Below are 15,613 nucleotides of genomic sequence, written 5' to 3' on the forward strand. Positions count from 1 at the left end.
AAAAACGGTGATATACCGAAATTAAAAGCGCCACGCTATTTCAGTGGCGCTTTTAAACCTTAATTTTCGGACAGCTTTTTGTTAATTACCGATTATCGCATTATCAATTAGATCGAATTCGAAAGTATCGTGAGTACGGTTTTTTCGCTCTTTCCGGCGGAGTGATTCCGTACCGGCAGTTTTACAGTACGGCCGCCCCGCGCAATCGGCTCTTTCGTTATGTTCCGAACAGGAGCGTTACGAGCTCTTTTACGTCGCGCGCCTGAGAGACGCCCTTGCTTTTTTCCGGCGCGATAACCGTCGAAAAGCCCATATTCTGCGCCGTCTTTGCGCGCTGCGTCAATCGCGGCACGGGGCGAATTTCTCCGGCAAGGCTCAGCTCACCGATCACCGCCGTTTCGGCTGCGAGCGCGATGTCTGTGCGTGCCGAATACAGTGCCGCCGCAAGTGCCGCATCGATCGCGCCTTCCGTCAAGCGCATACCGCCTGCCACATTGATGTATAAATCCTGATCGGAAAAGTGCAAGCCCGTCCGTTTTTCGAGAACTGCCGCCACGCGTGCAACGCGCGCCGAATCGATTTTATCGCTGTAGACGCGGGAAAGAGACGCCTTTGCCGGCACGACGAGCGCCTGTATTTCAACGATAAACACGCGGCTGCCTTCGAACACGGCGGTACATGCAACGCCCGCGGGCTGCTTGCCGTCGCGCCTCGTGATAAAGAGCACCGACGGATCGGCGACTTCGGTCAAGCCTTTTTCCGTCATTTCAAAGATGCCGATTTCATCGACCGAACCGAACCTGTTTTTCGCCGCGCGCAAAAAGCGGTATTCGTCGTTGCTGCGTTCGAATGAAACCACCGTGTCGACCATGTGCTCGAGCGATTTCGGGCCGGCGATCAACCCTTCTTTCGTCACGTGCGCGGCCATTATTAAAACGGCGTCGCGTTCTTTGACCCAGCTTATCAATTCGTTCGCGCAGTATTTCAATTGATTGACCGTTCCCGGAATCAAACCGGCCTGCACCGAATACGTCGTTTGAATCGAGTCGACGATCACGAGTACGGGATTTTGCGCATCGAGCGCGGCGAGCATATCTTCGAGACGCATCGTACACAAAAGCTCGATGCCGGCGGCAGCGAGGCCGAGCCGTTCGCTCCGCTCTTTTATCTGCGCGGCGGACTCTTCGCCCGACACGTAGAGTACGCGCATCGCATTGCCGTTCGCTTTCGCCGCGAGAGAAGCCGTCTGCAAAAGCAGCGTCGATTTTCCGATGCCCGGCTCTCCGCCGATAAGAACAGCGGAACGCATCGCAGCTCCGCCGCCGAGCACGCGGTCGAATTCCGCGATGCCGGTCGCAAGGCGCATACCGGCCTTTGCGTCCACGTGCGAAAGCGGCACGGGCTTTGCGCGCTCGGAAACGGAGAGACCGACACCGGCAGGGCTTACGACGTTCGTGTCGAGGATGCATTCTTCGAGCGTGTTCCATTCGCCGCACTGCGGACAGCGGCCGAGCCAGCGCGGCTGCGAATAACCGCAGGATGAGCACTTGTACACGATCGTACCGGATTTTTTCGCCATCGCAATTCCCGTAAATATAATTTTAACAATTATTAATTTTTATACGTTTCGATCCCGCGCGATCCGGCCGAGCACAAGCGCACTATTCCGTCCGAACGCGGCGATTCCCGCTAAAACAGTTTTCGGCATTCGAGGTAAAAGCGCTTTTCATCGGCTTCGCCCATCGAAAAACTTTTTCGCGGGAGCGGCCCGTTTTTTTCGATCGTCGCAAAAAAGCTCGTCTTGTCGATCGGCGGAAGGAGAATGCCCGTCGTGCCTTCCTCTGCGCCGAGCCGCATCGTTTCCGCGTCCCCGTGAATATAATCGATCGTTATGTCGATTCCGGCTTTCGCTTTTTCGGCTATATAATCGTCGACGACCGGCTGAAAAGCGGAAACCGCGAGCGAAGAAATATTCGTTTTTAAAAGCGTGTACGACGTCTTTCCGCCGGATGTGCTCGCAAAGCCGAACGATGCCCTCGATTTTTTTACGGCAGTTTCGAGCTCTTCGCCCGATCGGCACTGCACGACCTCTCCGCCGAATTGAGAAGTCAGGCGCAAAATCAATTCCGCCGCATCCGCTCCGAACAGCACGCGGTGGATCGGCTCGAACGTAAGACCCTCATCGTATATGTTGACGATTTCGACGAGCGCATAACGCACGCGGCTCGTCTTCCGCTCATCTTCGCCGAGCGTTTGTTTGTATTCGTCCCACACGGCTTTTGCGGTTGCAAGCGAATGATTTCCGTCGCCGACGGCAAACATAAACACGCTGCCGTCGCTTTCGGTGTTCGCCTTTGCGATTTTTTCAAGCGACGCGAGTATCGCGCCTTCCGAAGATTCCGGCACGAGCCGGCCTTCTATGCTTCCGCCTTTCATCATGAGATGTCCGGAATAAAGAGGAACGGTTCCGGACGCTTTGACGGCGGCTCCCGCACCTCCGACAAGGGAATCCGACGCATCGTTTACGAGGAGCATAATGTGCGGTGCTTCGAGCGGGGCGCCGCTCCTGATCGCTTTGCGAGGCGGAATGCGCGAAGGGATCGTCGCTTCGGTTGCACGGATGAGCGCTTTTGAAAAAGGCTTCCACTCGTAGCCGTCCAAATCGATTGCCCCTACAAGACCGCGCCGCATACGGCCGAACGCCGTCGTGCGCTCGACGTAGACGAAGCCGTGTTTTTCTTCAAACAGGCCGTCATCGATGTAGCGTTTCATCGCCGCCTGTATGCCTGCAATACGCGATTCTTTATCGCCGTCGCCGAGATAGACTTCCGGCAAAATGAGGTTCAACGCGCTCGGTTTTCCGCTCGCCGCTTTTTCCGCCTCTTTCCAATAATTTCTGTCCTGCGTATATTGATCGCACGCGATGCACGACCAGCTCGCCGTGTCGATGTTTTTCGGCAGCAAAATGTCGGGCACGGAAAGGGCAAAATCCGAAAATGTGTTCATGCGGAAAGTATACCGCCAAGTATTTTTTTGTGCTATACTTAAGCTATGCCCGATCTTTTTTACGGACAAGTGCAGCAGACTTCGCAAGTACAGCGGCAAGTACTGTCGCAAAAACAGATTCAGTCGCTGAAACTGCTCGCGATGAGCGGTGAAGATTTGAACGCCGAAATCCGCAAAGCGGTAAACGAAAATCCCGCACTCGAAATCGTACGCGATGATGCGGCGGCAACGGCCGCACCGCGCAGTTCATTTCCGTACGAAAACACGCGCACTTCCTACGCGTCCGCAGCGGGCAACGAAGCGGCACAAAAATTTCAGGATGCATACGAAAACGCCGCCGATACGCGGGAAACGCTGCAGGAACACCTTTTGTTTCAGCTGAACGTAATGAAACTTTCGCCCGACGAAAAATCGCTCGGAAAAGCGCTCATCGAAAACCTGAACGAAAACGGCCGGCACATCCTCGCTCCCGCGTCACTGCTCGACAAGTCGCGCCCGGCACAGAATACGGCTATGCTCGATAAAATGCTGCACATCATCCGGTGCATGGATCCCGAAGGCACGTGCTGCAACGACATGGAAGAGAGCCTCTACGTGCAGGCGCAAATCGCAGGCGACGCCCCGCCGCTCGCGCTTTTTATACTCGACGGACACATCGACGTGCTGTATTCGAACGACGCGACACCCGATATAGAGCGCATCAAACGAAAAATTATTAAATTGCAGGAAGCGTCGAAGCGCGAATCTTTCGGCGGCGAGAGAGCGATCGATTCGCTTGAGGTAAGTTCGGATGATGTGCAAAAAGCGATCGCGTTTATCTCGCGCTTGAATCCGTATCCCGCGCAGGGCTACGGCAAAGCGCCGACGCACTACATTTCGCCCGACATTTCGGTGACCGAAGCCGAGGGAGAAGTGCCGAACACGTCCGATGAAAATGAAATGTTCGTGGAAAATACGCACGAAAAGTATTTCCGCATAACGCTCGCAAAAGGCGCTATTCCCTCCGTTCGAATCGTTCCGGGTTTCAACGCGCAGCGCCATAAAGAGCTTAAAAAAAATCTAAAAGCCGCAGAGCAATTTTTGGACAGCCTTGCATACCGCAAATCGCTCCTTTTGCAGTCGTGCGAAATCATCGTCAAAACGCAGATCGGTTTTTTTTCATCGCACGGAAAAGGCTACCTCGAAGAGCTTACGCAGAGCGAAACGGCGCGCATACTCGGCGTCAACGAATCGACGGTGTCGCGTATGGCAAACGAAAAATTCATGCAGACGCCGTGGGGACAGCTTTTTCCGCTGAAATATTTTTTTACGAATTCGCAGGACAAAGTAAAATTCGCACTGCGCCAGCTTATCGAAAACCGCGCAAGCGGCAAAAAACCGCTGTCTGACAGAGAGCTCGTCGAAAAACTCGCCAGACAGGGCATACACGTCGCGCGCCGCACCGTCGCAAAATACCGCGCACAGCTTGCGATCGGCTCGTCATACACACGCGGAAAAGCGCCGAAAAAATAGCGGTGCCGATCAAAAGGGGTGCACAGGCAGCCGGTACCGTTTTCATATATTCGAATGTTTTCAAAATTCGGTTTTCAGCGACTTCCTGTCGTATACGGTACGATCGACCTACGCCCGCGTGGAGTACCGCGAAGCGTCCGCGCCGGAGCGCGGATGAGGGTTACCGAAGTACGGAAGGCGGGTTCTTCCGATCCGCGTCGTCCGAAAGCATCGGCGAATACGTATGCTGCCGTTATTTTTATTTTGCTTTTTCGCATATTCCGTTGTATACTATAAGCGGCGGTACAAATGCCGCAGCCTGTGTTTCAGGCTTCAATACATACTGACAGGAGCGTTGCATGACAAAAAACGTATCGGCAGTCGGTTTCGATTTTGAAAAAAAACAGTCCGACATGATTGAAACAAAGTTGAAGCGCATCGCGTATGCCGAAGATCTGATCGTCGATTTTACCATGCGGGTAAAATACGACAAAGAGTATTCGTTCGACGCGACGTTCAATTTCCGCTGGGGCACGCAGGGACATGTAACGAGCAGAGATTACAGTTTCGATGCAGGCCTCAACAAACTTATGGACACCCTCGATACGAAGATAAAAAAAGAAAAAGACAAGATTCAGGATCACACGAAATAATAATCGGAGAAACAGGGAGCTGTCGCAAAAATTATTATCGTGTTTACGACAGCCCCCATCTCAGTACGGCGAATACGGCAAGCTTCTTACGCTTCCTTAAAATGCGGCATTGCAGGAAGTGTCAACTTTCGAAAATGCCGCATTGGTGCGCGAGCCTCGCAACGAGCGCGTAAGCGCGAAGTTTCAAGCGGCGCGCACGTATATCCGCGAGTTTTCGAAGAAAACTCGAAGTTAAATTGAACGGCGCTATTTCAGACATTCAGTTTTAACCTTCGATCTTTTTGAATACGAGCGACGTGTTCACGCCGCCGAACGCGAAGTTGTTCGACATAACACAGTCGCACGAGATTTCACGCCCCGCACCTTTGATGTAGTCGAGCGGCGCACATTCGGGATCGTCGTTTGTAAGATTGCAGTTCGGATGGAACCAGCCTTCGTTCATCATATTGATCGTAAGCCACGCTTCCACGCAGCCGCACGCGCCGAGCGTATGGCCGATAAAGCTCTTTGTCGAAGAGATCGGCACTGCACGGTTGAACACCGAATACACCGCCTGCGATTCCGATATGTCGCCGTGACTCGTCGCCGTGCCGTGCGCGTTGATATAAGCGATTTTACTTTCGTCGATACCCGCGTCTTCAAGCGCCATCGAAAGCGCAAGCGCCTGCGTCGCAGCGTTCGGACTCGTGATGTGCGTGCCGTCCGCGTTTGTCGCAAAGCCCGCGACTTCAGCATACATTTTCGCACCGCGCTTTACGGCGTGTTCCATATCTTCCAAAATCAGCGTACCCGCTCCTTCACCGATAACAAGGCCGTCTCTGTCTTTGTCAAAGGGTTTCGGCGTCGCTTCGGGCGTTTTGTTGAGGATGCTCGTAGCGCCGAGCGTATCGAAAATCGCCGCATCGGGAGGGGAAAGTTCTTCCGCACCGCCTGCAATCATGATTTCCGCCCTGCCGTCTTCGATCGCTTCATAGGCATAACCGATCGCCTGACTTCCCGACGTACACGCGGTATCGGTTACGATGATGCGCCCGCGTATTTGATAGTAGACGCTCAAATTGCACGCGTTCGTCTGCGGCATCGCTTTGATATAGGTTTGCGAATCGAGCTTCGACGTGTCGCCCGTTTCCATCATGTCGGCGATATCCATAATCGCGTCCATGCTTCCCATGCATGTGCCGTACGAAATGCCGGTGCGGCCGCTTTTCAATTCATCGATGACGTCTCCGTCGTCTTTTAACAATCCCGCCATTTTGAGTGCGTCTTCCGTCGAAACAAGCGAAAGCAGCGCGACGCGTCCCATACCGCGGATCTTTTTCCGCGGAAACGACGGAAGCGCTTCTTCATACGGGCACGCAAGGCGCGTGTTCATTTTTTCGTAGCGTTCCCAATCGCTCATATATTTGATGCAGTTTTTACCGGACTGCAGCTTTGCAAAAGCCGTCTGCCAGTCGCGGCCGAGAGCGGTCAGCATACCGCCGCCCGTTACGACGACCCGCCGCTTTCCGTTCGGTTTTGTATACGTCATATTGTCTCCTACGCAATATCGCGCCGCGTTTTCCCTGCGGCGAGATATTATTAATTAATAATTCAGTGGATGCCGCCGTCGACGGCGATCACTTGCCGCGTGATATACGATGCGCTTTCCGACAGCAAAAACACCGCGAGAGACGCGACTTCTTCGGGCTTTCCCGCCCTCGCCATCGGAATGGTCTGCATGATGATCTTTTTCGCTTCTTCGTTGATCGCGGCCGTCATATCCGTTTCGATAACGCCGGGAGCGATCGTGTTTACGGTAATGTGGCGGCTCGCAAGTTCGACGGCAAGCGCCTTTGCCGCTCCGATGATCCCCGCCTTCGACGCGCTGTAATTCGTCTGTCCGCGGTTTCCCATGATGCCGCTCACCGACGACACGGCTATGATGCGACCCTTCTTTTTGCGCGCCATCGGCATGACAAGAGGCTGAATCACGTTGAAAAAGCTGTCGAGATTCGTGCGGATAACCGCGTCCCAATCCTCTCCGGTCAATCCGACGAAAGTGTTGTCCCGCGTGATGCCCGCATTGCTCACGACGCCCCACAGCGCTCCGTGTTTTTCAGTGAGCGCATCGAGCTTCGCTTTGCAGTCCGCTCTGTCGGCGACGTTGAACTGTATGAGCTCACCTTCTCCGCCGGAAGCCGTAATCAGAGAAAGGGTTTCTTCCGCCTTTTCTTTTCCATGATTGTAGTGGCAAATAACATAGTAGCCGGCTTTCGCCGCTTCAACTGCGATCGCGCGGCCGATCCCGCCCGACGCTCCGGTAACGATTATTTTTTTCGCTTCATCCGCCATAAAAACTCCTCGTGATTTTCACCGCACCGCTTGCGGCAAATCGTTTATCGGTTATTCGTCTTTAAACAAATTCATAATATCTTCCGTTTCCATAACGGTGATCGTCGATGAAACGGCAGGCTCTCTGTCCGACGCCGATGCAAAAAGTTCGCAGTTATAGCTGTACGTCATTTCGGCGCGGTAGTCTTCTTTTATCTTCATCACGATCGTCGTGCCACTTTTCAGATACGGAACGGCCGCTTTGAATTTGCTGACGCTTAAAATAAAACCGGGACGAGGATAACGGCCGAGCGCTTTATTCGTGATGCCCGTCAGCGCCGAAATGCCCTGCGCCATAAATTCGAAGCCCGCCCACGTCGGCACGCCGTCGGACGCAGCTTCGTAAAAGATGCACTCCGGCGTAATATCGTATTCGCTCGTAATCGTATGCGCTTCCGTGTCGTGCTGCGTTACGCGGCTGAGCAAAAACATCTTTCCCTTGTGCGGCAAGAGATCGATCAGCGCGTCGCGCTCGATGCGCTGCGGCAAATTTTCACGTATCGTTTCGCTTTCCATAGTTCTCCTGTTTTTCTATCCGTACACGCTGCACTGCGCGATCGCGGTTCACCGGACACAATCACGTCAAACCCAGCACTAAGCTCGCATTCGCACCGCCGAACGCAAAGGAATTCGACATACAGATTTTTACACGCCCGGTCTGCTTTGCACCGACGGCACCCGCAATATTCAAAGGCGGCAGATCCGGATCGTACTCGCCGTCCCATACGTGTTTCGGCAGTGCGATATCGTCTCCGGTTTTTTCCGCGTTTTGAACCAATGCAGTATAGCATATTGCAGCTTCCAATGCACCCGCCGCACCGAGCGTATGCCCCGTAAGCGGTTTCGTAGAACCGACGGAAACGGAGTGACCGGCAAACACTTCGGCGACGGCTTTCGCTTCCATCGCGTCGTTGAATTTCGTACCCGTTCCGTGCAGATTGATATAGTCGATTTGATCGGGCATGAGTTTCGCACGGGCGAGCGCCGCTTTCATTGCACGCGCGGCTCCCGCACCGGAAGGATCGGGGGACGTCATGTGATAGGCGTCCGCGCTTTCTCCCCAGCCGAAAAGCCGCACAAGTGCGCCCTCTTTCGGAGCATCCCTCGTCATAACGAAAAACGCCGCCCCTTCTCCGAGCGTGATGCCTTTCCGGTTTGCGCTGAGCGGATTTGTTATCTCCGGCGAAACGGCTTCGAGCGAATCGAAACCGAGAAGCACCGTATCGGATGCGACATCGACACCGCCTGCAATCACCGCGTCCGCAAGTCCGCTTTTTAACAATTCCGCAGCTTTGATAATCGCGCCGGCGCTCGACGAACACGCAGTGCTGAATGCGAGCGAGGGTCCGCATATGCCGTACTTTTCCGACACGTAAGTCGCCGCGTAATCCGCGCCCTGCACTTCAAGCGTATACCCTGCGGGAAAGGCTCCGTCCGCGATAAAAGCCGCGTGAGCGGGAAGCGAAAGCTCCGTACCGTTGTCGCACGAGCCGACACAGACGGCGACGCGAGAAGCGCCGTACGCCGAAAGCGCGCCCAATATTTCCCGCTCGATTTGTACGAGCGCCGCATCTTCGAGACGGATACATCGCATATCGAAGCGTGCCGCCGTTTTGCGCAAGACCCCGTCGTCCGCCCGACCGACAAAAAATTCTTTGCCGGAAAGAGCGCGTAGTTTTTTTATGCCCGATCGATCGCCTGCAACACACGAGCGCCACAATTCATCGACCGAAGAACCCGCCGCACACACGACGCCGGGCTTTGAAAGATACACCGGATCCGTCACAACGCCTCCGTGAGATGATATTCATAGCCGCGGAGATGGTTGATGATGCTCACCGAAGAAGATGTAATCGATATCTCTTCGATGCATTTTTTGCCGCTCATAATCCTGCGCAATTCCATGCCGTCGTCCTTCGTAACGATAAAATCGAGCCCCGCACGGCGCAGCGATTCGGCGACCGCGCCCGCATCGTAATAGGCGAATTGAATATCCGCAACGATATACTGCGCTTTGAGAGAGGCCGGCAGCACCGACGACGCAAGCGAAAGTTCATTGCCCGTATACGTAAGCGTGCCCATATCCGAACCGAAATCATTCAGCAGATTAATAAAAATGCCGCCTTCGTTCGCCTGTATAAACGCCTGCATATAAAAGGATGAAGTGCCGAAACTCGCGGTAAACATATACAGAGCGTCGATCGGAAAAGCGATATCTCGGGGCAAAAGAAGATCGACGACGCGCGTATTCGTCACGTGCACCGGATAACGCAAGGAGCGCGTTGTCACCGAAACGCAGGAAGCGAAAACGATAATCATCGAACTCAAAACCGCAGCACACATTGCCTTTTCGGCCGTGTGCATACCTAAACGCGATTTTCCCGCCGCGCGCATTTTTTGCGTAATCATGTTCGCTATTGTAAATTGTATGGCGTGCTTTGTCAAACTCATTCGGACACTCATAAAACACCGTCTTGAATCGAAAAAAACTTCGGCGCGGTATCGTGGAAACTGTCGATTTTTTAATACATCGGTACGCGGATACAAACGGTGCCGCTTCAGGCAAGTATGCCGCCGAAGGGTATCGAAAGCATTTTGCAAAACGCCTGATAATACGCTTTCGCTTTATCGTCCGAAACGCCGGTAACGAAAAACGATTCGTCCGGCACATCCGAAAGAAAATCGGCGGCAGCAGTGAGAATATTTCCGCTTTTTTCTTTTTTCGAATTAATAAAATCGCCGTGCACTTCGATCGCATGGCGCGCAACGCCGTCGCGAGAATCGACGACGCTTACGTTTTTTCCCGCAGCCTTTTGCATGATATCCGCAAGATGCGTAAAATGCGTGCAGCCGAGCACAATCGTGTCGCAGCCCTTTTCCGCAAAATAGCCGACCGCGGGCATAACCGCCTCAATCTTTTCGTGTTCGTCGGCGGTAACAAACTTCCGTTCGATAAACGAAACGAGAGCTGCATCTCCGCGCGAATAGATCGTACAGCCGGATGCGAAACCTTTTTCAAGCTCGCGTATGTATGCGTCGCGCACGGTCGCATTCGTCGCAAGCAAGCCTATTTTTTTATTTTTCGTCACCGAGGCGGCGAGCTTTATCGCAGGCACCGTACCGATAAACGGAACGAAGGGAAAGCGTTCGCGAAGTGAAGCGAGAGCCGACACGGAAATGGTATTGCATGCGACGACGATCGTTTCCGGCCGCCACACATCGATGATGCGCGAAACGGCGGCAGTCGCGTATGCGATTATTTCGGGAACGGTTTTTTCCCCGTACGGAAAATGCACGGTATCGGCAAGGTAGGCGCAGGTTGCGTCGGGGGCGAGCCGTTTGAGTCGGAGCATATACGGAATACCGCCGGTACCCGAATCCAAAAATGCAAAATTCATAATACGATACCGCCGAATAAACTGTTGAACGCGGCGCGCGCTTTTGCCGCTTTGTCGTCGCCGGATACAAAATCGGCGCGCGGTGAAAACGCTGCACAAAAGTTCGCCTTCTCTTTGTCGGCGACAAGCTCTTCCACGTTTTCTCGGCAATCGTAATGCGCGCCCGGCGAATAAAACGTACAGTTGCGGCAGACATGCAAATCGGCTCCGCAAAATTCACATACCGACGTTCTGAATATTTTTTCGGAACTGCATATCGTGCGCTTGCACTTCCAACACATGTAATCGATTGTAATCGTTTGACTAAACAAACGCAATAGCGTACGATAAAATCATGTTTACGCTGAACAAGTGTCTCGTTCACTCGTGCAAAAATCTTTCGCTTTCCGTTTTCGATGAAACGAACGGCATGACTGAAAAGCGGGGATACTGTCTCAATCATACGCCGGATCCCGGACGCACAAAAGAAGCGATTTACGATTATATTAAAAAGCATGACGTCATAGTCGGCTTAAACACCGCAGGCATTATGTTCCGCGATATCGATTTATCGAACAAGCGATTTTACGGCTGTAATTTTCAATACTGCACATTCAGCGATCTGCGCTCGGAAGGCTTGCGCGCCAAACTGTGCATGTTCGATTTTGCGACGTTCGGCGACTGCACGCTCGCCGGTTCCACTATGCAGTTTACGTCGTTCGCCTGCTGTACGTTTTCGCACACGATATTCACCGGCAGCGATATGGTGCAGAACAATTTCAACGGTGTACAGGCCTTTCAATCTTCGTTCGACGATTCCGATCTTTACAATTCGCGCTTTATCGGTGCGCACCTCGTCGACACATCGCTTCGAAATTGCAATATTAAAAATACGCTTTTTCTCGAATGCACGTGTGAAAACGTTTCGATGAAAATGTCGAATACGCGGGAAGCCGTTTTCGACCGCAAGGGCAGCGAACTCTTTCAGGGAATCGAACCGATAAGCAGGGGCACCGTATGAAAATATATTTTCATCTCAATATCGGCGGATTTTCAAACTGCTATATCATCGAAAACGAATTGACTAAAGAAGCGATCATCATCGATCCCGGAAAAATTACGGACGATATCATCAAACGCATTGAAGACGAATCGTACAAACTCGCGGGTGTCTTTATCACGCACAATCACGGAAGCCACGTCCACGGCCTAAAGACGCTGCGCAAAATATACAAGCCCGCCGTCTATGCCGCCGACTGGGAAGTCGCCGGAAACGACACGCACGTCATCACGGGCGACGGCAAAATCCGCATCGCGGGCCTTACGGTGCGCTATATGGCGCTGCCCGGTCACACCGCCGATTCCATGGTCTACAAAATCGGAAACATTCTCTTTACCGGTGACAGCCTCTCTGCGGGAAAAATCGGAAGCACGAACAGCAGCTATTCCGATTTCGTACTCCGCCGAAACATCGAACAAAAAATACTGTCGGAAAACGACACGACCGTCATCATGCCGGGACACGGGCCGCCGACCTGCGTCGGTGCCGAACGCCGATCGCTGAACCGGTGAACGCCGTTCAAACGGGGATCAGCGGATGAGCCACACGCGGCCGCACGAAAGCCCCCAGTTGTCGAATGCGTATTCGTCGAATACTTTCGCCGCATCTTCAAACGGAATACCGTGCGTTTGGCGCACGTGCTCGGCGAGCGCGGGAATCGCTTTTTGCACCGACGCCCGATTCGCAAGGTTTACGAAATACGCGGCCGTAGACGCAACGTCCTGCTGCATGATATACGCCATAAATTCGTTGTGCACGAGATATTCATCGTTCAAATCGTAATTGAGCGTCTGCTGCGAATGCCAATAGCCCGTCAAAAAATCACGCGAAATTTCGTCCATCGTGTAAAAAACTGCCGCCGTCGCGTTACGGAAATTTTCATCGGTAAAAAAAATACCGTGCCATCCTTCGTGCGCAATAAAGCGGCTGCGGAGCCACTCGGGCGATTCCTGCGAAATCGAAATAACCGCTCCCTTCCCCGCCGTATACACCGCTCCGTCGTCGGCGATCACACCGTTTGCAAGAAGGATATCGCGCAAAAGCAGCTCTCGCCCGTTGAGCGGAAAATGTTCCGCACGGACTTTTGTAAAAAACGATGCAAGAGAAGAGGCGTTGTAATCGTGCGCGTTATAGCCATGCATCGTTTCAAGGACATCGTCGACGAGGAGTCTGCCGCGGTAGCCCATCTTTTCTGAAAAAAACGCGAGCCGCTTAAAAAAATCGTTTTGCACCGCAAAGTCTTTCGTATCGATGATGAGCACGCCGGGAAATCTGTCCCATTCGAAGAGCTCGTAATCGCCCGTGCGCCACTTCGCTCGCGGCCACGAAATGATTAAGCCCGGATCCGTAATAAACGGCGCAAAAATTTTTCCGTCCGTATTCAATTCGTTTTTGACGTCGTTCCTCGTCATCATGAGGACGGGAGGTGTGTCTCTGTGGTCGACAGAAGAAACCGTCGAAAACGGATTTGCAAGGGAAGAGGTCTGTATATCGTACGCGTAGACTTTTTTTGCGCCGCCGGATGCGCGCACTTTATTCGTACGATATATTATTAACTTTTCACCGCCCGCATTCAGCTCCGCCTTTACCGAATTTTGCGCCGTACCCCAATCGTCCGGGGCGTAAAATGCCGCAACGATTTTCGGCATCACGGCGGTATCCGTATTCTGCGACGGAAAGGCAAGCGACGCGCCGGAAAAATCCGCTTCGGCGGGCGTCTCATCCATGACGCCTCCGTTCGGCGCAAAAGCAAAGAACGGTACGGAAACGCTTTTATCCCAGCCTATCGCCCCTCTTCGAATTTCCGCACGGATAATCGATGAAGGGACGGCCGCATACACGAAAAAACCGTGCGGCACATTTTTGCCGTTTTTCATTTCATCTTTTTCAAACGAAAACGCGAGAGCGAATTCGGAAAGCTCTTTTACGCGCAGACTTGCAAGCGGTCGTTTTTCGATTTCCTTTTGCAGCCTGCCTCGAACCGTAAAATCGTCGGCAAATAAAAAACCGAGCATAAACGCTTTATCTGCACTTGACGCCGCCTCATGCGAAACCCGTATGCGCACCGAAAGCGCGGCATCGCCCCGACGTCCAATATACGAATCGACAAGATGCTGCTGCTCTTCCGTAAACCGATAATATGCGTAACCCGCCTGCGCCTTTTTTGATTTTGCGTTTGCATTCAAAGCCGCAAGCTTCGACTCCGGCACTTTCAACTCTTCCGGAAAGATGAGCGAAAGCGGAGCAGTTTTCGACAGATATTTTTTTGCAAGCAAACCGATATCGAACGCGAGCACCAGCGTAAGCACGCCCAAAAGAATTTTTTGCTTTATTGTTAATTTTTTTAAAAAAGAGACCATCGGGCAATACTACATTTTTTTTATAAAAATAGCTATACTGAGGTCATGTTCGCCGTTATTCCCCACTCGACGGAAGCGCTCATCCTGTCACGCTCGCAAAAAGCATCTCTTTCACGCCTTAATGCCGAAGCGGGAAAGCCTTGCTGGGTTCCGCTCTTTCCGCTGTGGGCGTTTTTTAATAATTTCGATTACCCCGCGGCTGAAAGCGATACGATCATGCAAACAGGCGGCAATGTGAATACGACACTCGACGCGACGCAGCTGAAAACGATACGAAATGCGATCGCGTCCTTTACGATCGGTATGCCCTTTATTTCAAACGGCGAATTTTTTTTCCCGGCAAGATTGCGCTTTCGAAACGGGGAAGCCGCCTGCGGAAAAATAATTGCCGGGAAACTATGCGGCGAGCAACAAACAGACGATACGAAAAGAGCCGCGCTCGACAACTTTAACGCCGATAACGGCATCGGCTCTTCGCGCAGCGCTCAAAATAAAAAAGATGCTACAGAGGAAGATTTGTCGCAAACCGTCAAAAAAACGAACGAAGAGACAAGCTCACCCCGCGCTGCCGAAAATGGACAAAATTCATTCGCCCGCTTCCCGCGCTCTTGCAGCGTGTTCAGAATTGCGGATGCGGAGATCGGCGAAAGCAAAGCCGCAAACGATGAAAATGCAGCCGACAAGATCGCCGACAAATACACAGAAGACACATCCGCGAATACCGACGATACGGACGGCATAGAGCTTCGTACGTGGCGCGTACACACGTCGCTTTGGGTAAAAACGGAAAAACGATATAGAAAAACCGCAAATGACGCTTCAAACACAAGTTATAGAAATTAATAATAATTTGAAAATAGTGAAAATTTTGTCCTGCGCACACAGGGCAATAGAATTAATAATTTTATAACGGTATGCACAGCCCTTTCTGTGTGATGTATTATCGAACGGATTACAGTGGTAAGATTGTCAAAATCAACATAGGGGGCTTTGCTCGATTATTATATAAAAAAGGAGCCCGGCAGCTACCTACTTTCCCGCTTGATAAGCAGTATCATCGGCGCAAGGGAGCTTGACTTCCGTGTTCGGAATGGGAACGGGTATTTCCTCCCCGCCATGGCCACCGGGCAATAATTGCCGTAAAAAAAGAAACAGGAAGAAGGGGGCAGACGTACAACAAAGCGCCTGCCGTCGTTTCATACGAGCTTTTATGTGCTCGTATGTCTATTGTACCGCGCTATAGCACGGGAACGATAATATGGTCAAGCCTCACGACCTATTAGTACTGCTCGGCTA

At 52.5% G+C, this 15,613-nt stretch carries 15 protein-coding genes and 1 rRNA gene; 5 read left to right on the forward strand and 11 right to left on the reverse strand.

The genetic code is table 11. From position 1 onward, the window contains the following. Positions 1–217: 217 nt before the first annotated feature. Complete coding sequence (gene radA / locus IZU26_RS04025; RefSeq protein ID WP_433276955.1) at positions 218–1,579, reverse strand: DNA repair protein RadA; 1,362 nt, start codon at positions 1,577–1,579, stop codon at positions 218–220. A gap of 110 nt (positions 1,580–1,689) precedes the next feature. Continuing rightward, a complete protein-coding gene (locus IZU26_RS04030) occupies positions 1,690–3,006 on the reverse strand; it encodes a DUF1015 domain-containing protein (RefSeq protein WP_433276957.1) in 1,317 nt (438 codons plus the stop codon). A gap of 45 nt (positions 3,007–3,051) precedes the next feature. Here IZU26_RS04030 and rpoN point away from each other — a divergent pair, with 45 nt between their 5' ends. Together rpoN and IZU26_RS04040 are read left to right on the forward strand one after the other, a co-directional pair. Then, the gene (rpoN, locus tag IZU26_RS04035; RefSeq protein WP_433276959.1) at positions 3,052–4,518 is read left to right on the forward strand and encodes an RNA polymerase factor sigma-54; all 1,467 of its coding nucleotides are present in this window, start codon (positions 3,052–3,054) and stop codon (positions 4,516–4,518) included. A gap of 338 nt (positions 4,519–4,856) precedes the next feature. Next, entirely contained in the window at positions 4,857–5,150 is a 294-nt protein-coding gene (locus tag IZU26_RS04040; RefSeq protein ID WP_021331096.1) for an HPF/RaiA family ribosome-associated protein, read from the forward strand. A 265-nt stretch (positions 5,151–5,415) separates the two neighbouring features. On the opposite strand, the gene IZU26_RS04045 is transcribed toward IZU26_RS04040, so the two are convergent. From IZU26_RS04045 to IZU26_RS04075, 7 genes are all read right to left on the reverse strand, one after another. Continuing rightward, positions 5,416–6,678 carry a beta-ketoacyl-ACP synthase gene (locus IZU26_RS04045; protein WP_021331093.1) on the reverse strand — a complete coding sequence of 421 codons (1,263 nt, stop codon included), beginning with the start codon at positions 6,676–6,678 and terminating at the stop codon, positions 5,416–5,418. 62 nt (positions 6,679–6,740) lie between these two features. Beyond that, entirely contained in the window at positions 6,741–7,481 is a 741-nt protein-coding gene (fabG, locus tag IZU26_RS04050; protein ID WP_310824846.1) for a 3-oxoacyl-ACP reductase FabG, read from the reverse strand. Positions 7,482–7,532: 51 nt separating this feature from the next. Beyond that, positions 7,533–8,036: a 3-hydroxylacyl-ACP dehydratase gene (locus IZU26_RS04055; RefSeq protein WP_431725228.1), complete on the reverse strand. Its 504-nt coding sequence runs from the start codon at positions 8,034–8,036 to the stop codon at positions 7,533–7,535. A 61-nt stretch (positions 8,037–8,097) separates the two neighbouring features. After that, positions 8,098–9,306 (reverse strand): beta-ketoacyl synthase N-terminal-like domain-containing protein, encoded by a 1,209-nt coding sequence (locus IZU26_RS04060; RefSeq protein ID WP_433276962.1) that lies wholly within the window; start codon positions 9,304–9,306, stop codon positions 8,098–8,100. Then, a complete protein-coding gene (locus IZU26_RS04065; protein ID WP_433276964.1) occupies positions 9,303–9,929 on the reverse strand; it encodes a DUF3261 domain-containing protein in 627 nt (208 codons plus the stop codon). Before IZU26_RS04065 ends, IZU26_RS04060 begins: the two co-directional genes overlap by 4 nt. Positions 9,930–10,078: 149 nt before the next feature. Continuing rightward, positions 10,079–10,918, reverse strand: a complete 840-nt coding sequence (gene murI, locus IZU26_RS04070) for a glutamate racemase (RefSeq protein WP_433276966.1) — start codon at positions 10,916–10,918, stop codon at positions 10,079–10,081. Further along, entirely contained in the window at positions 10,915–11,199 is a 285-nt protein-coding gene (locus IZU26_RS04075) for a hypothetical protein (RefSeq protein ID WP_433276968.1), read from the reverse strand. Before IZU26_RS04075 ends, murI begins: the two co-directional genes overlap by 4 nt. 53 nt (positions 11,200–11,252) lie before the next feature. Between IZU26_RS04075 and IZU26_RS04080 the strand changes: the two genes are divergently transcribed. After that, positions 11,253–11,918, forward strand: coding sequence for a pentapeptide repeat-containing protein (locus IZU26_RS04080; protein WP_433276971.1), 666 nt, complete (start codon positions 11,253–11,255; stop codon positions 11,916–11,918). Next, positions 11,915–12,469 (forward strand): MBL fold metallo-hydrolase, encoded by a 555-nt coding sequence (locus IZU26_RS04085; protein WP_310824837.1) that lies wholly within the window; start codon positions 11,915–11,917, stop codon positions 12,467–12,469. Before IZU26_RS04080 ends, IZU26_RS04085 begins: the two co-directional genes overlap by 4 nt. 18 nt (positions 12,470–12,487) lie before the next feature. Here IZU26_RS04085 and IZU26_RS04090 read toward each other — a convergent pair whose 3' ends face one another. Next, positions 12,488–14,317 (reverse strand): hypothetical protein, encoded by a 1,830-nt coding sequence (locus IZU26_RS04090; RefSeq protein WP_433276973.1) that lies wholly within the window; start codon positions 14,315–14,317, stop codon positions 12,488–12,490. A gap of 45 nt (positions 14,318–14,362) precedes the next feature. Between IZU26_RS04090 and IZU26_RS04095 the strand changes: the two genes are divergently transcribed. Beyond that, complete coding sequence (locus IZU26_RS04095; protein ID WP_433276975.1) at positions 14,363–15,160, forward strand: hypothetical protein; 798 nt, start codon at positions 14,363–14,365, stop codon at positions 15,158–15,160. Positions 15,161–15,333: 173 nt separating this feature from the next. Here the strand turns inward: IZU26_RS04095 and rrf are convergent. Next, positions 15,334–15,445, reverse strand: a 5S ribosomal RNA gene (rrf, locus tag IZU26_RS04100). Positions 15,446–15,613 lie beyond the last annotated feature (168 nt).

The organism is Treponema sp. SP13 (genome assembly GCF_050938355.1).
Classification (GTDB): domain Bacteria; phylum Spirochaetota; class Spirochaetia; order Treponematales; family Treponemataceae; genus Treponema_D; species Treponema_D socranskii.